The 21,559-nt window shown below is 70.4% G+C and carries 18 protein-coding genes and 1 pseudogene; 14 read left to right on the top strand and 5 right to left on the bottom strand.

Features of this window, described 5'->3' with window-relative positions; translation table 11 throughout:
• Positions 1–2,785, bottom strand: a 2,785-nt coding sequence (locus FKV25_RS13670) for a M16 family metallopeptidase (protein WP_141519351.1), incomplete at its 3' end; no start/stop codon positions are given.
• Between FKV25_RS13670 and FKV25_RS13675 the strand changes: the two are divergent.
• The 4 genes and pseudogenes from FKV25_RS13675 to FKV25_RS13690 all read left to right on the top strand — a co-directional run bounded on the left by FKV25_RS13675 (position 2,754) and on the right by FKV25_RS13690 (position 6,431).
• Positions 2,754–3,628 (top strand): annotated as a pseudogene (locus FKV25_RS13675) (pseudouridine synthase). The gene FKV25_RS13670 and the pseudogene FKV25_RS13675 sit on opposite strands and share 32 nt — an antisense overlap.
• Before the next feature lie 67 nt (positions 3,629–3,695).
• Entirely contained in the window at positions 3,696–4,127 is a 432-nt protein-coding gene (gene arfB / locus FKV25_RS13680) for an alternative ribosome rescue aminoacyl-tRNA hydrolase ArfB (RefSeq protein WP_141519353.1), read from the top strand.
• Between the two features lie 3 nt (positions 4,128–4,130).
• A complete protein-coding gene (locus FKV25_RS13685) occupies positions 4,131–4,733 on the top strand; it encodes a lysophospholipid acyltransferase family protein (protein WP_281286241.1) in 603 nt (200 codons plus the stop codon).
• A gap of 300 nt (positions 4,734–5,033) precedes the next feature.
• Positions 5,034–6,431 (top strand): glycosyltransferase, encoded by a 1,398-nt coding sequence (locus FKV25_RS13690; RefSeq protein ID WP_170218647.1) that lies wholly within the window; start codon positions 5,034–5,036, stop codon positions 6,429–6,431.
• Between the two features lie 18 nt (positions 6,432–6,449).
• On the opposite strand, the gene FKV25_RS13695 is transcribed toward FKV25_RS13690, so the two are convergent.
• Entirely contained in the window at positions 6,450–7,409 is a 960-nt protein-coding gene (locus FKV25_RS13695) for a LysR family transcriptional regulator (protein ID WP_141519355.1), read from the bottom strand.
• Between the two features lie 180 nt (positions 7,410–7,589).
• On the opposite strand from FKV25_RS13695, the gene aceB reads away from it, so the two are divergent.
• From aceB to FKV25_RS13715, 4 genes are all read left to right on the top strand, one after another.
• The gene (aceB, locus tag FKV25_RS13700) at positions 7,590–9,257 is read left to right on the top strand and encodes a malate synthase A (RefSeq protein WP_141519369.1); all 1,668 of its coding nucleotides are present in this window, start codon (positions 7,590–7,592) and stop codon (positions 9,255–9,257) included.
• A gap of 85 nt (positions 9,258–9,342) precedes the next feature.
• Positions 9,343–10,644: an isocitrate lyase gene (gene aceA / locus FKV25_RS13705; protein WP_141519356.1), complete on the top strand. Its 1,302-nt coding sequence runs from the start codon at positions 9,343–9,345 to the stop codon at positions 10,642–10,644.
• 214 nt (positions 10,645–10,858) lie between these two features.
• Positions 10,859–11,932, top strand: coding sequence for a GGDEF domain-containing protein (locus FKV25_RS13710; protein WP_141519357.1), 1,074 nt, complete (start codon positions 10,859–10,861; stop codon positions 11,930–11,932).
• Positions 11,933–11,945: 13 nt separating this feature from the next.
• Positions 11,946–14,576, top strand: coding sequence for a putative peptide modification system cyclase (locus FKV25_RS13715; protein WP_141519358.1), 2,631 nt, complete (start codon positions 11,946–11,948; stop codon positions 14,574–14,576).
• Here the strand turns inward: FKV25_RS13715 and FKV25_RS13720 are convergent.
• Complete coding sequence (locus FKV25_RS13720) at positions 14,558–14,908, bottom strand: NHLP-related RiPP peptide (RefSeq protein WP_141519359.1); 351 nt, start codon at positions 14,906–14,908, stop codon at positions 14,558–14,560. The two genes, FKV25_RS13715 and FKV25_RS13720, sit on opposite strands and share 19 nt — an antisense overlap.
• Positions 14,909–15,192: 284 nt before the next feature.
• On the opposite strand from FKV25_RS13720, the gene FKV25_RS13725 reads away from it, so the two are divergent.
• The 4 genes from FKV25_RS13725 to FKV25_RS13740 all read left to right on the top strand — a co-directional run bounded on the left by FKV25_RS13725 (position 15,193) and on the right by FKV25_RS13740 (position 18,281).
• Entirely contained in the window at positions 15,193–16,446 is a 1,254-nt protein-coding gene (locus FKV25_RS13725) for a putative peptide maturation dehydrogenase (RefSeq protein ID WP_141519360.1), read from the top strand.
• Between the two features lie 89 nt (positions 16,447–16,535).
• A complete protein-coding gene (locus FKV25_RS13730; protein WP_141519361.1) occupies positions 16,536–17,009 on the top strand; it encodes a hypothetical protein in 474 nt (157 codons plus the stop codon).
• 158 nt (positions 17,010–17,167) lie between these two features.
• On the top strand, positions 17,168–17,671 hold the full coding sequence (locus FKV25_RS13735; protein WP_141519362.1) for a hypothetical protein: 504 nt from the start codon (positions 17,168–17,170) through the stop codon (positions 17,669–17,671).
• A gap of 97 nt (positions 17,672–17,768) precedes the next feature.
• On the top strand, positions 17,769–18,281 hold the full coding sequence (locus FKV25_RS13740; RefSeq protein ID WP_141519363.1) for a hypothetical protein: 513 nt from the start codon (positions 17,769–17,771) through the stop codon (positions 18,279–18,281).
• 22 nt (positions 18,282–18,303) lie between these two features.
• On the opposite strand, the gene FKV25_RS13745 is transcribed toward FKV25_RS13740, so the two are convergent.
• Both FKV25_RS13745 and ubiK read right to left on the bottom strand, forming a co-directional pair.
• On the bottom strand, positions 18,304–19,806 hold the full coding sequence (locus FKV25_RS13745) for a YifB family Mg chelatase-like AAA ATPase (RefSeq protein WP_141519364.1): 1,503 nt from the start codon (positions 19,804–19,806) through the stop codon (positions 18,304–18,306).
• Between the two features lie 15 nt (positions 19,807–19,821).
• On the bottom strand, positions 19,822–20,082 hold the full coding sequence (gene ubiK / locus FKV25_RS13750; RefSeq protein ID WP_141519365.1) for a ubiquinone biosynthesis accessory factor UbiK: 261 nt from the start codon (positions 20,080–20,082) through the stop codon (positions 19,822–19,824).
• A 211-nt stretch (positions 20,083–20,293) separates the two neighbouring features.
• On the opposite strand from ubiK, the gene FKV25_RS13755 reads away from it, so the two are divergent.
• Complete coding sequence (locus tag FKV25_RS13755) at positions 20,294–20,632, top strand: P-II family nitrogen regulator (protein WP_141519366.1); 339 nt, start codon at positions 20,294–20,296, stop codon at positions 20,630–20,632.
• Positions 20,633–20,731: 99 nt separating this feature from the next.
• A partial coding sequence (locus FKV25_RS13760) for a cupin-like domain-containing protein (RefSeq protein ID WP_141519367.1) occupies positions 20,732–21,559 on the top strand: 828 nt, incomplete at its 3' end.

Raw genomic sequence — 21,559 nt, forward strand, 5'->3', positions numbered from 1 at the left:
CGGCGCCGCCGCTCGCGCCGAAATCACCCGCGCTGAATACGCTCAGGGCATCCGGGTCGAGGTGGCGCCGGATGGCGGCGTTGACCTCGTCCACGCCCAAGGCCTGGAGGCGCGCGTCGAGACGGGCCGACCAGGCCATCGTCCGGCCCAGGTACAGGTTGCGGCCCAGGATGCCCACCAGGTTGCCGTCCGCGGCCAGGGCCTGTTCGCGCTCCACGCGCAAGGCCTCGACCGTGTCCTCGAGCTCGTCGGCGGTGATGCCGTCGCGTACCAGGCGCTGGAGTTCTTCCCGGATGCCGAGCTCCAGGCGATCGACATTGGCGGGGGCGGCGCTGGCCTGGATGACGAGGTAACCGGCATCGTCGCGCCCCTCGATGCTGGCATCGGCGCGCAGGCCACTGCCGATGCCGTAGGTGAGCCCGTCCTGCTGGCGCAGGCGGTCGCCCAGCCGCGCCTTGAGCGGATCGCCGCCCAGGACCTGGTTGGCGACGAGCAGGGCCGGGTAGTCGGCGTCGTCCTCGTTGAGCGACAGGTTGCTGCGCGCCACCAGCACGGCGTTGGCCTTGTCGGCGACCTGCAGGCGTTCGTCGACCGGGCCCACCCGGGTGAAGCGGGTCGCGATGGGCGCGTAGGGATGCTTCGAGGTCCAGCCCACGAACAGGCGCTCGAGTTCGGCCTTCATCGCCACCGGGTCGAAGTCGCCGACGACCGCGATCTCGCCTTCGCTGGTGCCGTAGAAGTCGCGATGGAACGCCTTGAGCTCGTCCAGCGTGGCGGCGCGGATCATCGCCAGCGATTCGGCCGTCGACTGCTGGTGCAGCGGGTGGCCCTCGGGCCAGGGATCGAAGTGCGCGGCCAGCGCGTTGGAGGCGACCGGGCCGGGTTCCTTCAGCGACGCCTCCAGGCCGGTGATCGCCTGCAGGCGGAACTGCTCGAACTCGCTTTCGGGAAACGCGGGGTGGCGCAGGATGTCGGCGGCCAGCGCCAGGGCCTCGCCCACGGTGTCGCGCCGCGATTGCAGGGTCAGGCCGGCGGACTGCAGGCCACCGCTGACGCCGCCGGTCGTGCGCAACGCCTCGAACCGGTCGGCGATCTGCTGGCGGCTGAGGGTGGTGCTGCCGCGCATGAGCATCGCGCCCGCCAGCGCGCCGACCTCGCGCCCGCGCAGGCTGCTGGCGTCGCCGTAGCGGAATGTCGCGTTGACGGTGACGACGTCGCCGCGGGTGTCCTTGGGCAGCAGCGACACCTTCAGCCCCTCGCCGAGGGTGAAGGTCTCGGTGCGCGCATCGATCCGGGCCGGCGTGGGGTCGAAGGATTCGCCGGCATCGATCGCCTGCCTGCCGACATAGCCTGCCAGGCGTTCGGCCGCGGTCGGGGCCGCGGGGATTTCGGCTCGATCGGGCACGTCGGTGGGTACGAAGCGCGCCAGCGTGCGGTTGCTGCGCTTGAAGTACGCGCGGGCGACGCGGTTGACGTCGTCGGCGTCGACCGCGGCGATGCTGTCGCGGCGCAGGAAGTACAGCCGCCAGTCGCCGGCCGCGACCGACTCGGTCAGGGCCATCGCCACTGCGTTGACGTTGTTGAAGTTCTGCTCGTAGCCGTTGGCGATGCGCTGTTTGGCCCGCGCGACCTCGTCGTCGGTGACCGGGTGGCGGGCGATGTCCTCCACCTGCGCCAGCAGCGTGGCCTCGGCTTTCTCGATGTCGGCGTCGCGTGGGGCGACCAGCAGCACCGCCGCCAGACCGCTGTCGCGCAGGGTATCGAGGCTGGTGCCGGTCCCGGCGGCCAAGCGGCCGTCGACCAGGGCCTCGTGCAGGCGTCCGCCGGGCGTGTCGCCGAGGACGTCCATCAGCACGGCGAGCGCGGCGCTGTCGGGATGGGTCGCGGCTGGCACGTGGTAGCCGGCGGCGACCAGGCGCATGTCGCCGCTGCGGCGCACGGTCACTTCGCGCTCGCCGTCCTGGGTGGGATCAGCGGTCCAGGCGACCGGCAAGGGCGTGGCCGGGCGCGGGATGCCCGCGAACCGGGCCTTCACCCGGGCCAGGGTCGCGGCCGGGTCGATGCGGCCGGCGACGATCAGGGTGGCGTTGTCGGGGCGGTACCAGCGCTTGTAGAAGGCCTGCAGGCGCTCGATCGGCACGTGCTCGACGTCGGCGCGCGCGCCGATCGTGGCGTGGCCGTAGTTGTGCCAGAGGAAGGCGGTCGAGCGCAGGCGCTGGAACATCACCGCACCGGGGTTGTTCTCGCCGCGCTCCATCTCGTTGCGGACCACGGTCATCTCGCTGCCGAGGTCGGCGCGGTCGATGCTGGAATTGACCATGCGGTCCGCCTCCAGCCCCAGCAACCAGTCCAGGGTGGCATCGTTGGCGGGGAAGGACCCGTAGTAGTTGGTGCGCTCCAGCGAGGTGGTGGCGTTCTTGGCGATGCCGCGCCGCTTCATCTCCGCGGGAATGTCCGGATGGTCGGGCGTGCCCTTGAACATCAGGTGCTCGAGCAGGTGGGCCATGCCGGTCTCGCCATAGTTCTCGTTCACCGAGCCCACGCCGTAGGCGATGTTCACCGTCACCGTGGGCTTGCTGGCGTCGGGGAACAGCAGGACGCGCAGGCCATTGCCGAGGCGGTATTCGCAGATGCCCTCCACGCACGGTCCGGCCACCACGCCTGGCGGCGGATCCAACGGCGCCGCCAGTGCGGGCGCCGCATGCAGCGGCAGCAGGCAGGCGAGCGCAAGGCCCAGCAGGGGGCGGGAGGCGTTGGGGCGGGTGCGGTGGCGGCGGATCGGCATTCGGGTTCCTTGTCGATGGCGTCGGACGGGTGGATCGGCGGTGGCCGTGGCGGCCACCGCCGGGGACAATAGACCACGCCCGCCCACGATCGTGCCGCCGAGACCTGCTCCCCCATGAACGAGATCCTGTCGCCTTCCGCGGCCGATGCACTGCACCTGCGCGTACTGCATGCCGACGATGCGCTGGCCGTGGTCGACAAGCCGGCGGGCCTGATGGTCCACGACAGCGCGCTGGCCCGGGGCGAGAGCGACTTCGCCGCCGACCGCCTGCGCGCGCAGTTCGGGCGCCCGGTTTTCCTCGTCCATCGCCTGGATCGCGCGACCAGTGGTTGCCTGTTGCTGGCTTTCGACCGCGACACCGCCTCGGCGCTGGGCCGGGTGATGATGTCGCGCGAGGTGGAAAAGACCTACTGGGCCATCTGCCGCGGCTGGCCCGCGGAGGCCTTCGAGATCGACCATCCGCTCGACGGCGGTCCCGGCAAACCGGTCAAGAAGCCGGCGGTGACCCGTTTCCGCCGGCTGGCCACCGCCGAGTTGGAGGTACCCTCCGCGGGCTTCCCGACCTCGCGCTATGCCCTGCTCGAGGCCACCCTGGAGACGGGCCGCTACCGACAGATCCGGCGCCACCTCAAGCACGACTTCCACCATCTGATCGGCGACACCAGTCATGGCGACGGCCGCCACAACCGCCAGTTCCGGATGATGGGCATCCACCGGATGCTGTTGCACGCGCGCCGGCTGGCCTTCACGCATCCCGGCAGCGGCGAGCGGATCGAGGTAAGGGCGCCTTTCGATGCCCAGTTCGCCAGGGCCCTGGCCCTGTTCGGCGAGCTGCCGGACTGAGACCGTCCCGCGCGTTGGTCGGCGTTGGCCCCCGTTCGCACTACAATCGGCGCAGTTTCCCGTCTCCATGCCGATACCGATGTCCCTGGTCGTCGCCCACATCGCGATCCCCGATGCCGAACTGGTCGAGCGCTTCGTGCGTTCGGCCGGCCCGGGCGGGCAGAACGTCAACAAGGTGGCGACCGCGGTGGAGCTGCGCTTCGACGTCGCCGGTTCGCCGTCCCTCCCCGAACCGGTGCGCGAACGCCTGCTCGCCCGCCGTGACCGCCGGGTCACGGGGGACGGGGTGCTGGTGATCAGCGCCCAGCGCTTCCGCACCCAGGAGCGCAACCGCGAGGACGCGCGCGAGCGCCTGGCGCATTTCATCGAGGCCGGCCTGCACGTGCCCAAGCCCCGCATCGCCACCCGCCCCAGCCGAGGTGCGCGCGAGCGCCGGCTCGGCGAGAAGAAGCAGCGGAGTACCATCAAGCGCGGCCGCTCGCCGCAGAACTGGGAGTAGGCCTTGGCCGACGATCAACCGCTCTTGCCCGCGATCCCGCCGTCGATGCCGCGGGTCAAGCCCAATCGATTCACCCGCTGGCTGGGCCGGAGCGTGCTGCGCCTGGGCGGCTGGCATGTGGTCGGGCCGCTCCCGGACATCCCGAAGGCGGTGGTGATCGCCGCGCCCCATTCCTCCAACTGGGACGGGATCTGGGGCTTCGCGGCGAAGCTCGCGCTGGGCCTTGAGGTGCGCGTGCTGGGCAAGCACCAGCTGTTCTGGTGGCCGCTGGGCCCCCTGCTGCGTCGCCTGGGCGGCATCCCGATCAACCGGGCGCAGCCGCGCGGCATGATCGAGCAGGCGGTCAGCATGATCCGCCAGGCCGACCGCATGTGGTTCGTGATCGCCCCCGAGGGCACGCGCAAGCCCGTCGAGAAGTGGAAGACCGGGTTCCTCAAGATCGCCCGTGCCGCCGAGGTCCCGGTCATGGCCGCCTACTTCCACTATCCCGAGCGCACCATCGGCATCGGCCATCTGTTCCACGTCGGCGACGACCTGGACGCCGAAATGGCGCGCGTGCGCGAGTGGTATCGGCCCTGGATCGGCAGGAACCGCGGCACGATCTGACCCGGGGCGGCCATGCTGGCCGCGTCCGGGACGCTGCCCGCATCGCATCGCAGGAGTCGCTGACGCCGTCCGTCCGCCGGAAACGACCGCCGCACGGGCCGCCGAGCGGTCGGTGCATCGAGCACCTTTCGTGGCATGTTTCTTGCGTCACGTTTCCTGCATGGCCAGCGGGCGCCGCACCGGTTCCGGCGGGCATGCGGGGAGGCTGCGATGCAGGCAGTTCATGACAGGGAGACCTTGGCCGGCAGGGCGACACGCCCGGTCGAGGCACGTCGTGGAAAGGGATAGGGAATGTCGACGATGGCGCAGTCCGTGCTTGCCCTGGGACCCAACGCGCTGCTCAGCGCGCTGGGGCTTTGGCGCGGGCCCCAGCAGGTGGAGCCGACCCCGGCCGAGGACTGGCGCCAGGCGCGCGTGGACGTGGTCATCCATGTCGACCGCCACCAGCCCGACATCACCTTCTGCCTGGCCTCGCTGCTGGCCCAGACCCATCCGCTGGGCCGCGTGCTGCTGATCGACGACGGCGGCGCCGAGCGCGACCACAGCGTGCAGATCGCACGCGAGTTCGCCCGTGCCAATGGCCTGCCGCTGGTGGCCATCGAGCGCATGTGGACCATCGGCAAGGGCGCGACGCTGAAGCGCCAGGCGCGCGAGCTCGACGGCGACGTGATGTTCGTGCTCGACGGCAACGTCGTGCTCGAATCGCCCGACTACATCGCGCGCTGCGTGCAGAAGCTGTACGAAGGCGTCGGCACCGCGAGCGTGCGCGGCCTGCACCGGCCGAGCCGGATGGCCGACCGCGTGCGCTGGGCCTCGTCGCCGCAGTTCCGCGCATGGCTGGACGGCGACGAGCATGTGGATCCACGCCGGCCCCGCGACGGTTGGAGCGGCCTGTGGGGCTGGTTCAACGACATCTCCCGCGAGTGCATCGGCACCTTCCAGCAGCGCTTCCTCGACCGCGGCCAGATGGCGCTGTTCGGCAGCGTCGGCGCGCCCGCCTTCACCGCCACTGCCTACCGCCGGCGCTACCTGAAGGACGTCTTCGACCGCTACGAGCCGATGTACGGCGACGGCCTGACCCGTCGCCCGGAACTCTTCGTGGCCCTGGCCCTGTGCAACGAGGGCTACCACAACAGCCAGTTGCCGGAGGTGGTCGCGCATGCGCCCGGCGCGGGCCTGCATGCGCTGGCGTGCGAGCACCACCACGTCTCGTCGGCATTCATGCACAGCTGCCACGCCTTCGATGCCCTGTTGCGCACGCCGCTCAAGTGGCCGCGACGCTGGTGGCGCCAGCGCAGCCCCGCCGCGCGCCTGCGCGAGGACGACATGCGCAATGCGCGGCGCGTGGTCGAGGCCTACCGCCAGCCGTTCGGCGAGCGCCTGACCCACCAGCAGGGACGGCCGGTCGGCTGGGCGCTGTTCTTCGGCGCCCTGGAAAAGGTCCTGGTGCCCCTGCTCGTTCTGGCCCTGGCCTGCATGGCCGCGTGGGCCTGGCTGGCCGCCCTGCTGCTGGTCGATGCCGTGCTGTGGCTGGCGGCGCTCGCCCTGGTCAGCCGGCCTGGCGAACGCCTGCGCATGCTCGGCAAGGGCGTGGTCGCATTGCCGATGCGCCATGGCCTGCTGTGGACCGAGCTGTTCACCGTGCTGGCGTCCTTGCGGCACTGGCCGGGGCGCGCGCTGCGTCGCGCTGCGGCGTGATTCGAGCCCGGGCCGGCCTCAGCGCTCCGAAGGCCCGGTGTCGTAGTAGTCGCCGCGGACGAACAGGTCGGGCTTGATCAGCTCGCTGAAGGCACGGGCCTGCGGGCTGAGGTACTTGCCCTTGCGCACCACCACGCCGTAGCTGCGGTCGGGGAAGTATCCGGCCAGCGAGCGCACGGCCAGGCGTTCGTGGTCGGCCTCGGTCAGGCAGATCGCGGTCACGATGCTGATGCCCAGGCCCATCGCCACGTACTGCTTGATGATCTCCCAGCCGCCCACCTCCAGCGCGACCGTGTACGGCACCCGGTTGCGCTGGAACACCAGGTCGACCATCCGGTAGGTCGTCAGTCGCTGGGGCGGCAGGATCAGGCCGTAGGGGGAGAGGTCCTGCAGCGACAGGTCCGGCTTGTCCGCCAGCGGATGGTCCGGCGGGGTGATCAGCATCGGCTCGAAACGGTAGACCGGCGCGTAGTCCAGGTCGGCGGGCACGTCGAGCATCGAGCCGACCGCCATGTCCACGTCGTCCGAGCGCAAGAGGTCGAGCCCGCTCGCCCCGGTGACGTTGTGCAGGGTCAGGCGCACCTCGGGGTGCTCGGCCTTGAAGCGCTCCACGATCCGCGGCAGCAGGTAGAGGATCGTGGAGGTGCCTGCCGCGACGTTCAGCTCGCCCCCGTCGAGGCCGCGGATCCGTTCCCGGAACGCCCCCTCGATGCCGTCCAGGCCCTCGACCAGTGGACGCGCCAGTTCATACAGGGCCTCGCCCTCGCGGGTCATCACCAGCCGCCGTCCACTGCGTTCGAGCAGCTTGACGCCGATGTCGCGCTCCAGCGCCTGCAACTGCAGGGTGACCGCCGGCTGGCTGAGGTACAGCGCCTCAGCCGCGCGTGAGACCGAGCCCAGGCGCGCGGTCTGGCAAAACGCGCGGAGGGGTTTGAGACGGTCGCCCTTGTAGGCAAAACGCGGTGCGGCGGGCTTCATGGGGATGATGGAACACCGTATTAGTTTTGCTTATGTATTGCATTGCAAAAACTTGATTGTCAAATACCAGACCGCGCCGCATGGTGCAGTGCAAGGCCAGAACACGGGTCCCCGGCCTGGACCACCCGCAGAAACCGCCCCGTGGGGGCGTATCGCAGGAGACGCACGATGTCGGCAGTGATGGCAGAACAGCACGACCCCCGCCACGGCTCGCGGAACGGTCCGCAGGTGCCCCCGGGCGTGGAGATCAAGGCCCCGGCGGGCCCGGACGGACAGGACTCGATCCTGACCCCGGACGCCCTGGCCCTGCTGGCCGACCTGCATCGTCGTTTCGAGCCGCGCCGCCAGCAGCGCCTGGCCGCCCGGATCGAGCGCCAGGCCTTCTACGATGCCGGTGGCCTGCCGGACTTCCGCGCCGACACCGCCGCGCTGCGCGATGCCGACTGGCGGGTGGCCCCGTTGCCGGCCGCGCTGCTCGATCGCCGGGTGGAAATCACCGGTCCGGTCGATCCGAAGATGGTCATCAACGCGCTCAATTCCGGCGCCAACTGCTACATGGCCGACTTCGAGGACAGCACCGCGCCGACCTGGGGCAACCTCCTCGCCGGCCAGCATGCCCTGCGCGACGCAGTCGCCGGCACGCTGTCGTTCACCAGCGAGGCCGGCAAGGCGTACGCGCTCAAGCCCTTCGCCGAGCAGGCGGTGCTGATGGTGCGCCCGCGCGGCTGGCACCTGGACGAGAAGCACCTGCGCGTCGACGGCGCGCCGATCGCCGGCAGCCTGTTCGATGCCGCCCTGTTCTGTTTCCACAATGCGGACGTGCTCGCCGCGAAGGATCGCGGACCCTACCTGTACCTGCCCAAGCTGCAGTCCATGGAGGAAGCGCAGCTGTGGGAGGACGTGCTGGGCCACATCGAGCAGGTCCTGGGCCTGGACGCGGGCCGGATCAAGGTCACCGTGCTGATCGAGACACTGCCGGCGGTGTTCGAGATGGACGAGATCCTGCACGCGCTGCGCGGCCGCATCGCCGGTCTGAACTGCGGGCGCTGGGACTATGTGTTTTCGTACATCAAGACCTTCCGCGCGCACCGCGACCGGGTCCTGCCCGAGCGCGGCCAGGTCACCATGACCCAACCGTTCCTGCGCGCCTACTCCGAACTCTTGATCCAGACCTGCCACCGCCGAGGCGCCCACGCGATGGGCGGCATGGCGGCGCAGATCCCGATCAGCGGCGACGAGCAGGCCAACGCGGTCGCGCTGGGCAAGGTCCGCGCCGACAAGCTGCGCGAGGTCACCGCCGGCCACGACGGCACCTGGGTCGCGCACCCGGCGCTGATCCCGCTGGCGCGCGAGGTCTTCGACGAGCGCATGCCCGGCAAGCACCAGCAGGACGTGCTGCGGGCCGAAGTCACCGTCACCCGCGACGACCTCATCAAGCCCTCGCTGGGCACCATCACCCGCGCCGGTTTCGAGGGCAACGTCGAGGTCTGCGTGCGCTACCTCGCCGCCTGGCTCGATGGCAATGGCTGCGTGCCGATCCACCACCTGATGGAAGATGCCGCCACCGCGGAGATCGCGCGCGCCCAGCTGTGGTCCTGGCTGCACCACGCGCGCCTGCCGGTCGGCCAGGTCCCGCCCGGCGAAGGCCTGCACCTGGACGACGGCACGCCCGTCGACTTCGCCCTGCTCGAACGCGCCTTCATCGGCCTGCCGGCCCGCCTGGGCGACCGCGCCCGCCTGCCCGGCGGCAGCCGCATCAACGAGGCGATCGGCGTGCTCGACCGCCTCACCCACGCCGACACCCTCGAGGACTTCCTCACCCTGCCGGCCTACGCCCGCCTGGATTGACGGTCGGGACGATCCGCACCGACCCGACGCCACCCGTCCGTTTCCCGCCTGTCGCACACGACACCTCCAGAAAAGGAACACCGCCATGACCCACGTCCACGCCACCGCCGACCAGCTGCGCCAGGAATGGGCCAGCAGCCCCCGCTGGGCCGGCATCACCCGCCCGTACTCGGCCGAGGAAGTCGTGCGACTGCGCGGCACCGTGCCGGTGGAATACTCCCTGGCCCGCCGCGGCGCGGAGAAACTCTGGGGCTCGCTGCACACCGAGGCCTTCGTCAACGCCCTCGGCGCGCTGACCGGCAACCAGGCCATGCAGCAGGTCAAGGCCGGCCTGAAGGCGATCTACCTGTCCGGCTGGCAGGTCGCCGCCGACGCCAACCTCGGCGGCCAGATGTACCCCGACCAGTCGCTGTACCCGGCCGACTCGGTGCCGGCCGTGGTCAAGCGCATCAACAACACCCTGCTGCGCGCCGACCAGATCCAGTGCGCGGAGGGGGGCGGCGACGTCGACTTCCTGCAGCCGATCGTCGCCGATGCCGAGGCCGGCTTCGGCGGCGTGCTCAACGCCTTCGAGCTGATGAAGGGCATGATCGAGGCCGGCGCCGCCGGCGTGCATTTCGAGGACCAGCTGGCCTCGGCCAAGAAGTGCGGCCACCTCGGCGGCAAGGTCCTGGTGCCCACCCGCGAAGCGATCGACAAGCTGGTCGCCGCGCGCCTGGCCGCCGACGTGATGGGCGTGCCGACCCTGATCGTCGCCCGCACCGACGCCGAGGCCGCTGACCTGCTCACCAGCGACATCGACGACAACGACAAGGCCTTCTGCACGGGTGATCGCACCGTGGAGGGCTTCTACAAGACCCGCAACGGCCTTGACCAGGCGATCAGCCGCGGCCTGGCCTACGCGCCCTACGCCGACCTGGTGTGGTGCGAGACCGGCAAGCCCGACCTCGAGTTCGCCCGCAAGTTCGCCGAGGCCATCCACGCGAAGTACCCGGGCAAGATGCTGGCCTACAACTGCTCGCCCAGCTTCAACTGGAAGAAGAACCTCGACGACGCCACCATCGCGAAGTTCCAGAAGGAAATCGCGTCGTACGGCTACAAGTTCCAGTTCATCACCCTGGCCGGCTTCCATGCGCTCAACTACGGCATGTTCAACCTCGCCCACGGTTACGCGCGCCGGCAGATGAGCGCCTTCGTCGAACTGCAGGAAGCCGAGTTCGCGGCGGCCGAGAAGGGCTTCACCGCGGTCAAGCACCAGCGCGAGGTCGGCACCGGCTATTTCGATGCCGTCACCCAGACCATCCAGGGCGCCCAGTCCTCGACCGTGGCCCTGAAGGGCTCCACCGAGGAAGCGCAGTTCCAGGACGAGAAGGCGATCGCCGCCTGAGTCGACTCCTGCCGCGCCGGGCGCTTGCCAGGCGCGGCAGGATCGTGTTCCTGCTTCCATCCCGGTCCCGCCCCATTTGCCCGCGACCGCCTGTCCGCCCGGCCCCACTTTCCCCGCTGGGCGCTCAATGTGATGCTATTCTCAGTAAGACTGCGTCGTTCAGGTTCGCAGGCCTTGCAGATGGAACGTGGCGCGAAAGGCATGGGGAGTGGTGATGAACCGCGGGACCGCTGTGATCGCAAAGTCCGGCCGACCGGTGCGTAGCGCGACGAGCGCCGCGTCCGACGCCCTGCGCGGCGCCGACCTGAGCTCCAGCGTCCTCACCTCCGGGGAGTTCGAGCTCTTCGCCGCCGTCGGCCGCCTGCGCGACGTCAAGGCGGGGGAGACCCTGTTCCTGCGCGGCGACCTGGGCACCAGCATGTTCCTGATCGAACGCGGCGAGATCGAGCTCGACTTCGGCGACGACCTGCAGGTCAAGCGCCTGGGGCCGAACGAGTTCTTCGGCGAACTCGGCCTGCTGATCGGCAACCACGCCCGCAGCGCGAGCGCCGTCGCCAGCGTCGATTCCACCCTGTTCGAGCTGCACCACCAGGAATTCGAGGCCCTCGTCGACCAGGACCCGGGGGTCGTGTCCTGCTTCCTGCGCCGCGCGATCATGCGCGTCGTGCTCAACGAGCAGGCCCTGACCCGCCGCCTGCGCCGTCGCAACCACGACCTGCAGGCCGCCCTGGACAGCCTGCACGCGACTACCCACCAGCTCAACCAGACCGAGGAACTCGTCCGCACCGACGAGCTCACCGGCCTGTACAACCGGCGCGGCTTGATGCTGCACCTGCAGGAATGCCGGGCGATCGGCATGCCGTCGACCATGGGCCTGGTGATCGTCGACTGCGACCGCTTCAAGCAGGTCAACGACCAGTACGGCCACCTCGTCGGCGACCGCGTGCTGCAGAGCATCGCCAGCATCCTGCGCGCGGTCGTGGGCCCGGATGACATCGCCTGCCGCCTGGGCGGCGACGAATTCTGCCTGGTGGTGAAGGCAGAATCCGAGGACGAGGTCCTGCGCTTCGCCCACTACATCGTGCGCACCGCGCAGGGCCTGCTGGAGCTGGACGACGGCCACGACGAGGCGCCGATCATCTGCCCCATCAGCGTCGGCGCCAGCCTGGTCGACGCCCACCAGGACTGGAACGCCTGGTACGCGCTTGCCGACGCCGCGCTCTACCGCGCCAAGCGCCTGGGCGGCGACCGCGTCGAATGGCAGGATGCATCCGAGCCACTGTCCTGACAGGGGGGACGTTATGGACGACGCCATCAACGCGCAAGACGACACCGGCCTGCCGCAGGGCGAGCCGGGCGAGGACGGCCACAGCCGCAACCTGCGCACCATCCTGCTGCTGGACATCTGCGACTCCACCGGCATCGTCGAACGCCTCGGCGACACCGCCACCGCGCAGCTGTTCCGCGAGCACGACCGGCTCGTCCTGCGCCTGCAGCAGGCCTGGCGCGGCCGCCTGATCGACCGTTCCGACGGCCTGCTGCTGCTTTTCGAGCGGCCCATGGACGGCCTGGGCTTCGCCCTGGACTACGGCCAGGGCCTGGCCGCGATCGGCAAGCTGCGCGACATCGAGCTCAAGGCCCGCGCCGGCCTGCACGTGGGCGAGCTGCTGACCTGGCGCAACAGCGAGGAATCCGTACGCCTGGGTGCCAAGCCGCTAGAGGTCGAAGGCCTCGCCAAGCCCATGGCCGCCCGCCTGATGAGCATCGCCCGACCCGGGCAGATCCTCATGTCGGCCGTGGCCGAATCGCTGACCCATCGCGCCGTGCGCGACATGGGCGAGCGCGGACTGGGCCTGGTATGGAAGTCGCATGGCCGCTGGCGCTTCAAGGGCATGCCCGAGACCCAGGAGGTGTTCGAAGTCGGCGAGCCCGGCATCGCGCCACTGCGCAGGCCCATCGAGAGCGCCAAGGCCCGGCGCGCCGTTCCGCTGTGGCGACGCCCGACGGCCATGGCCGCCGAAGCCGCCCTCGTCGCCGCGATCGCGGTGGGCGGCTGGTTCGCGACCCGCCCGCCGCCGGCCATCGCCTTCAGCGAGCGCGACTGGGTGGTGGTCGGCGACCTGCGCAACCTCACCGGCGACGCCCGGCTGGAAGACTCCCTCGAACAGGCGTTCCGCATCAGCCTGGAGCAGTCGCGCCACGTCAACGTGCTGTCCGACCTCAAGGTGCGCGACACGCTGGCCCGCATGCGCCTGGCCCCCGACACGGTCGTCGACCGCGACATCGCCGCCCAGATTGCCCAGCGTGATGGCGCGCGCGCGGTGATCCTGCCCACCGTGTCCGAGGTGGGCGGTCGCCTGCGCATGAGCGTGGAAGTCGTCGATCCCGCGACCCAGACCACCGTCTACGCGCACGCCGCCGATGGCAAGGGCGAAGCCTCCGTACTGGCCTCGATCGACGAGGTCACCGGCGCCTTGCGCAACGACCTGGGCGAGGCGGTGGAGCAGATCGAAAAGGATTCCAGGCCACTGCCCGAAGTCACGACGGGCAGTGTCGATGCGTTGCGGGCGTATGCGCTGGCGCAGGACGCCTACGCGAGATACGCGTTCGACGAGGCGCTTCAGCTGTATACGCGAGCGACCGAGCTTGATCCCGAGTTCGCCCTTGCCTGGCTGGGACGGATGCGCTCGTTGATCGCCACCGTCGATGCGCCCGCCGCAGTCGAGTCGCTTCGCAAGGCAGCGGCGCTCAAAGGCAAGCTGCCGCCACGAGAGTCCCTTTACGTCGATGCCTGGGCGTCGGAATTCGATGAGCCGTCGGAGGCAACCGGTCGTTGGGTCCAACTGGCGGGCATGTATCCCGACTACCTTCCCGGGCGGGGCAATGCCGCGCTGTGGCTGTACGAGGAGAACCGCTTCGAGGAAGCCTTGCCACATGCCATCGCGGGGACCATCGAGCAGAATCCACTCAGGGGGCAGGAGTTCGACACGGTCGGTCGGGTGCAGTTGGCGTTGGAGGCCTATCCGGAAGCCGAGAGAGCGCTCAGGCGCTCGCTCGAAGAGGTCGGCGGCAGCAGCCTCAGGCGCCTCGTCTCGACCGCTGCTGCGCAGCGGAAGTTCGAGGAAGCCGAAAGGCAGGCAAAAGGACTCGATCCCGCGAACGCGCACCACTACATGGAACAGTCCAGTCTGGCGATCGACCGGGCCAGGTTCGAAGACGCCAGGAAGCTGTCTCAGGCCTCCCTCCGTGTCCTCAAGAACAAACACGGTCTCGCCAGCCGGTACCTGGCGGTTCCGGTCGGGTTGAGCGCCTGGCTCGCCGGTGACGTCGCGGACGCCCGCCGGACCTTGGATTCCGTGGTCCGCGCGAGCCTGGAGGAACTGGAGCAGGCAGGAGAAGGCGTCCTTGTCGATGCCGAGGACGACGCGACGACGGCACTGGCTGCGGCGCTCGTGCTGCAGCGTATGGGCGAGACGGCGAGCTCGGACCCGGTGCTCTCCGCGCTGGAGGCGAAGCCCGTCCTGATGCGGATTCCCGCAGTCGCGGAACTTGCCACCGTGCTTCGGGCCGAAAAACTGCGGCGGGGTGGCGATCCCGGAAAGTCCATCGAGCTCCTGCAGCCGTTGATTACCGGCGCGGAGCGTTACCAGACACGGGTCGCGTTGATGGAGGCGCTGGCGGACGAGGGCCGCGTGGCCGATGCGCTGGAGCAGGCGCGATGGTTGCAGCGGCGGCGTGGCCTGGCCTACGCCGAACTCGAATGCGGCGGCTGCCTGCAGGCGCTCAACGTACTCGACAGCAACCTTGCGATACGACGCGAGGCCCAACTGCTGAGGGCAGAAGGGCAAGAAGTGGAAGCGGAGCGGAAGTTGAAGAACTTCAACCGGCTGTGGCCGGTTGAAGTCCTTCCGCCTTACTTCAGCGAGAGCTGAGGCGACGGCAGTCCAAGATCGAGCTTTGGCGTCGTCTGGGCGAGTCCGCCCATCAGCATCGTACGGATTTCGTCCCGCGCTTCGGCTATCGCATCCTTCGGTGCGAGCTTCGTCACCTTGCAGCAGGCAAAGGGCTCGATCCATTCAGCGGCCGCCACCTCGCCGCAAGCGGTCATCTGTCCCGGCGTCGGCGACTCATAGCCGATCGAGCGCAGAGCGGCGAGGTGGTCGCGCTGGAAGCGTTCACGGAACAGGTCGTCGCTGCCGAGCAGGTCCAGCAGGCGATCGGCGATCTCCGGCGACAGCGGCGCGGTCCGGGTCTTGGTGCTCATCGATGGTTCCCCATGTGCGGCCTGGGCCAGGCCGTCATCGGCAGAATCTAGCGTTCCCACCGGGAATGGGCAACCGTCACAGATTCACGGGCACTCCGGGCAGGCCATGCAGCCGGCGATCACGCAGACAGACGAACGTGGAATGCCGCGACCCTGTCCTTCCCGCGGGGCCGCGGCGATGGCAGTCGCCCCGCGCTCCGGAAAGCGCTGCCGCGCGGATACGTGGCTGGTCGAGGCGGGGTCGGGTCCGCATACTCCAACCCCGTGCTCCTGGACTTGCCCGCATGAAGATCCGCCGCTGCGCCGTCGTGTTCCTTGAACCCCGCGAGGACGTCGCGTTCGAGCTGGAATCGCTGCTTGCCGGCGGCGATGGCCTGCGGCGAGATCGGCGCTGGCTGGCGCTGGCCCCGCATATCGGCGAGGAGGTCGAGCTGGACGCGGCCGAACGGGAGCTGCTGGGTCGCCTGAGTCCCGGGCAGTGGATCGAGGCGGGAAGCCTGGATGCCGACCTCGCGCCGGCGCTGCCGCGCCTGCTGGCCGAAGGGCTCGCCGTCGCCGACGGCGACGACGCCACTCAGGCCGGCTGGCGCCAGCGCGACGCGCGCTTGCGCGAGGTCCACTGGCATCCGCTCGGCGCGACCCTGCATGCCTTCACCCGCTGGGAAGGGGTCGACGCGGTGCAGAACAGCAAGGACAGCCGCGCCGAAACCGCGGTGGAGATGCGCCAGGTGCTCGGTGCGCCGCCGGTCGAGGCGGCGACCCGCGCCGAGGACGACGCGCGCGTGGCGCTGCCGCGGATCGCGCCGAACGACTTCGACCGCCTGCTCGCGCGCCGCGCCACCTGCCGTAATTTCGACCCCGCCCGTCTCCTGCCGTTCGAGGCCTTCGCCCGGGTCATGCAGCGCGTGTTCGCCGCCCAGGCCGAGGTGCGCGTCTCCGACGACACCGTGTTCCTGAAGAAGAACGTCCCCAGCGGCGGCGGCCTGCATCCGATGGAGTGCTACCTCGTCGTCCAGCACGTGGAGGGCGTCGCGCCGGGGCTCTACCACTACCACGCCACCGACCACGCGCTGGAACCGCTGCCGTTCCGCGCGACCGACGCAGCTGGTGGCAGCGAAGACGGCATCGACGGCCGCGACGGCGACGAGGCGATCGCCGCCGAGCCCGCCGCGCTCCGCCGCTTCGTCATGGACATGGTCGCGCAGCAACACTGGTTCGCCGACGCCCACGTGGTCGTGCTGCTGTCGCCGCGCTTCGACCGCACCTTCTGGAAATACCGCCAGCACGCCAAGGGCTACCGCGTCGTCGCCCTGGAAGGCGGCCACCTCTCGCAGACCCTGTACCTGTCCGCGACCGAGGCCGGCCTGGGTGCCTTCATCACCGGCGCGATCAACGAAAAGCAGATCGAGCGCGCGTTCGGTCTCGATCCGGTCAGCCAGGGCGCGCTGGCAATCTGTGGCTTCGGCTGGCGTGGACCGGTCATGGAAACCGCCGAACTCGATCCCGCCGGGGAGGTCTGGGCCCCCGCGGCATCCTGAACACGGCCGGCATGACCAGGGGCAGTCGACAGGATCGGCAAAGCTGCGGTAGCGTCGGAGGTCCCTACGTCGTCGGATGGATGCGTGTGATGCTTAAATGGTGCGTGGTGTCGTGTACGGCCGTACTGGCCCTGGGCCTGTCGGTGACCTCCCTTGCCGCGGATACCGCCGCGATCGACCTGGCCGCGCTGCGAAGCGAGCAGGCCCGGATCCAGGCAGGTGCCACCGCCGGCACCGGCGTCTACGAGGACATGTCCAAGGCCAAGCGGCAGGAAGTCCTGGAACACCAGGCGCGGATTTCCGCGGCGATCGAGGGCAAGCAGTCGATGGACGAACTGGATGCCGCCCAGCGCGACGCCGTTGCCGCCGACGTGGCCTGGCTGGAGCGCACGCTCCGAGACGCCGAGGACAACCGGCAGGTCTGCGAGCGCCGCAAGAAGCTGGGCAGCAATCGCTTTGAACGCGTCTGCATGACCGTCGCCCAGCAGCGCGAGATGCGTGAACAGGCGCGCGCCCAGCTCCAGCGCAGCGGTACCTGCGAGGACTGCGGCGGCGGCGGCTGAGTCGCGCCGCGCATGTCCTGCGACAGCGTCCGCGCGCTGTCGCCCGCCCGTCGCCCGCGCCCTGCGCGGGCGACGCCGTTGTGTGTCCGGGGCGTGGTTGAAGCGCCCCGGGGGCGGGCGTATCGTCGGGATTCCCCAACACAGCATGGAATCCTGCGATGAACCGACATGGATACAGGGTGGGCCTGGGCGTGGCCCTGGCATTGGCATCGACACTGGCCCTGGCCAGCGCGAACAAGGTGGGGCAGATCCTCGAGCAGCAGCGCGAGATCCGCGAACAGACCGAAGGCTCGACCGGCGACTACGCGCGCTTCGAACCCAGGGCGCTGGCCCGGATCGAGGCCGCGCAGGACCAGATCTTCAGCCTCCTCGACGGCGTCAGCGCGGTCGAGCAGCTGCATCCCGACCAGCAGGCGGAACTGTTCAACGCACTGGAAGAGGTCAAGGCGGTCCTCGCCGACAACGAAGACGACCGCCAGCACTGCTGGCGCGAGCGCAAGCTGGGCACGACCATGAAGGAAACCCGCTGTGCGACCGTCGCCGAGATGCGCGCCGTCCAGGAGGACACGCGCAACTATCTCAACCGCGGCCAGCGCTGCGGCGCCAGCGCCACCTCCGACTGCGGCAGCGGCCGCGGCCTGGAGTCGGCGACCGGGCGTTGATCCCGATGCGGGGTCCGGCCGCGCCGGACGCACCGGCCGGGCCGTCGCCCGCGACCACAAGGGCCGGCGCCGCCGGCCGACGATGGAGGAGGTGGACATGCGAGCGTTCGTGAGATTCCTGCTGCCCGTCTGCATGCTGTGCCTGGCGATCGCCGGCCCCGTGTCCGCGCAAACGCCCCCGAGCGACGATCCCGGAGCGGCCGACATCGAGGACGTCGACGGCCTCCAGGTCATCCTCGAGCAGCAGCGCGAGCTGCGCGCCAGCCTGGACGCGGGCGGCATCGAGGGCCTGACCACGCGCGAGAACAACCGCGTGCGGGACGCGCAGGCCGAGGTGTTCGCGATCACCGAGGGCAAGTCCCGCCTAAACGAGCTGGACATCAACGAGAAGGTCGCGCTCGAGAATGCGCTGCAGAAGATCAACACCTACGTGCAGGGCAGCGCGGCGGCGGCCGATGGGCAGACCGTGTGCTGGCGCGAACGGGTGACCGGCTCCAAGCGCAAGACCACCCGCTGCGGCACCGAGGCCGAGCGCCTGCAGGCGCGGCAGGGCGCACGCGCCTACCTCGAGCGCCCGAAGGTCTGCGGCGAGAACTGCGGCGGGCTTTGAACCACGCGCCCGCCAGCGTGCCTCAATCCAGCGCGCGGTCCATGCGCCGGTAGCCGATCGCCTCGCTGAGGTGGGGCGTTTCGATTCCCTCGCTACCGGCGAGGTCGGCGATGGTGCGGGCCACGCGCACGATGCGCTGCATGGAGCGCGCCGACAGCCGCAAGGCCTCCACCGCGCGCTCGAGCAGGTCCTGGTCGGCCAGGGCGAGGCGGCAGGTCGCGGCCAGGCGTGACGGGTCGAGCATCGCATTGGGCCGCCCCGCGCGCGCCAGCGCCCGTTGCCGCGCCGTTACCACGCGCGTGCGCACCGTCGCGGAGGACTCGCCGGCCGGCGCATCGGCGCGCAGCGCCGAAGGCGGCAGCCGCGGGACCTCCACGTGCAGGTCGATCCGGTCCAGCAGGGGCCCGGAGACCTTGGCCCGATACCGGCGGACCGCATCGGGGCTGCAGCGGCAGCGCCCGCTTTCGTCGCCGGCCCAGCCGCAGGGGCAGGGGTTCATCGCCGCGATCAGCTGGAAGTTCGCCGGGAATTCCGAGCTGCGCGCGGCGCGGGCGATCGTCACCACCCCTGATTCCAGGGGTTCGCGCAGCACTTCCAGCGCCTGCCGGCTCCACTCGGGGAACTCGTCGAGGAACAGCACGCCGTTGTGGGCCAGCGACACCTCGCCCGGGCGGGGCTCGGCACCGCCGCCCACCAGGGCGACCGCGCTGGCGGTGTGGTGCGGCGCGCGGTAGGGCCGCTGGCGCCATCGCGCCGGGTCCAGGCCGCGCCCGCTCACCGAGGCCACCGCGGCGGCTTCCAGTGCCTCGGGTTCCGTGGCTTCGGGCAGGATGCCCGGCAGGCGCGAGGCCAGCAGGGTCTTGCCGCACCCGGGCGGCCCGACCAGCAGCAAGTGATGGCCGCCGGCGGCTGCCACTTCCAGTGCCCGGCGCGCGTGCGGCTGACCGCGCACATCGGCCAGGTCCGGGCCGACGCTCGCCTCCACGGCAGCGGCTTCGGCGCGGGGCAGGGCCTTGCGCCCCTGCAGCAGCGCGCAGGCCTCCAGCAGGGTGCGGGCGACGCGGACCTCGCCGCGACTGCACAGCGCCGCTTCGGCGCCATTGCCGGGCGGCACCACCAGGATGCGCCCGGCGTCGGCCGCGGCGAGGGCCGCAGGCAGCACCCCGTCCACCGCGCGCAGCTCGCCGGTCAGGCCGAGCTCACCCAGGAACTCAAGCCCGTCGAGCGCATCCAGCGGGACCTGGCCGCTGGCGGCCAGGATGCCCAGGGCTATTGGCAGGTCGAAGCGGCCGCCGTCCTTGGGCAGGTCCGCCGGGGCCAGGTTGACGGTGATGCGGCGCGCGGGGAACTCGAACTGCGCGCACTGGATGGCGGCGCGCACGCGGTCCTTGGCTTCGCGCACGGCGGCTTCGGGCAGGCCGACGATCGACATGGCCGGGAGGCCACCGGCCAGGTGCACTTCCACCCGCACCGCGGGCGCACGCACCCCCGACCGCGCACGTCCGTGCACGAGGGCGAGGTTCATTCCGGGAGCGCCGGGTCAGTGGCGGGGCGCGTGGCCCAGCTGGGCTTCCAGCTCGGCAACGGTCTGCTGCAGGGCCTCGAGCTTTTCCCGGGTGCGCAGCAGGACCTCGCGCTGGACTTCGAACTCCTCGCGGGTGACCAGGTCGAGCCGGGTCAGGCCGCTCTGGAGCACGGTGCGGAAGTTCTCCTGCAGTTCCTCGCGGCTTTCGCGCAGGCCCGGGGGGACCAGGTTGCTGAGGCGGCGGGCGAGTTCGTCGATGTGGCTCAGGTCGATCATCTTGTTCCTCCGGCGATGCCCCAGCATGACCTGCCGGTCGTGATGGCGCAGTCGGGCTGCGCCGCGATGTCGTGTCGGAAAAGTCCTACACGGAGGGCGGCGCGGCGGGGGATTCTAGCGCATGCCGGCGGCTGACCGCCCGGCGGGCGAGCGGGTATCCTGAGCGCGCCCGGCGATGCCCGCCGGTCCCGCAGCGTCCAGAGGGGAAGCGATGAAGATGATCATGGCGGTGGTCAAGCCGTTCAAGCTCGACGATGTCCGCGAAGCGCTCGCCGAGGCCGGCGTGGCCGGCGTCACCGCCACCGAGGTCAAGGGCTTCGGCCGGCAGAAGGGCCACACCGAGCTCTACCGCGGCGCCGAGTACGTGGTCGACTTCCTGCCCAAGATCAAGCTGGAGGTCGCGGTGACCGACGACCAGGCCGACCTGGTGGTGGAGGCGATCATCAAGGCCGCGGGCACCGGCAAGGTCGGCGACGGCAAGATCTTCGTCTACGACCTGGAGCGCGCGGTCCGTATCCGCACCGGCGAACTCGACGGCGATGCGCTCTGACGGTGCCGGGCGGCGTGTCCGGTCCCGTCGCTCCAGCCCGTTGACCTTGCTGGGGCCAGCGCGCGCATCGCCGCCGGCACGGATCGGCGGGGGGCATGCGTGCGGGTTTTCAGTGAACTTGAGGAGGTCCAGGCCAAGGCCAGCCTGGACCGGCGGGCCTTCGTGTTCGGGCACACGCTGGAAGCGCACCCGGCCTTGTCCCTGGGCAACCTGGCGGAGGTGATCCCGGCCCTGCCGCGCGAGCAGGTGTTCCATTCCAGCGGGCGCCTGGACATGACCGACGACTTCGACAATGCCCACAAGCAGCACAGGCCCCGCCAGGCCCTGGAAGCGGCCCTGGACGACCTTCGCGGCAGCGACGCCTACATCATGGTGCGCCAGCCCGAGTCGCATGCCTCCTTCCGGCCGGTCTACGAGGCGCTCTGCTCGGACGTGGAGCGCATGGCCGCCGCCGCGGGCATCCGCGCCGACTTCGACGATGCGATGCTGTACCTGTTCATCGCCTCGCCCGGCAGCGTGACCCCGTTCCACATCGACCGCTATTCGACCTGCCTGATGCAGGTGCGCGGGCACAAGGAGGTCGTGGTCTATCCGCCCTGGGACCCGCGCGTGGTCGCGGACGAGGACGCCGAGCACTATTTCGCCCGCACCGGCCGCCGGCCCGAGTGGCGGGAGGATGCCGCACCGCTGGGCGAGCGGTTCCATTTCAGCCCCGGCCAGGCGCTGCACATCCCGTTCGCCGCCGGGCACCATGTCCGCAATGGCAACGAGGACGTCTCGATCTCGCTGTCGATCATCTTCAGGACCTCCGAGAGCCGCCGGCTGACGCAGGCGCTGCTGTTCAACCATTACGCGCGGCGCTACCTCTCGCGCCTGGGGCTGAATCCCCGGCGGGTGGCGATGGACGCCGCGGGCGTGGCCGCCAAG

The organism is Marilutibacter aestuarii (genome assembly GCF_006546775.1).
In the GTDB taxonomy this organism is placed as follows: domain Bacteria; phylum Pseudomonadota; class Gammaproteobacteria; order Xanthomonadales; family Xanthomonadaceae; genus Marilutibacter; species Marilutibacter aestuarii.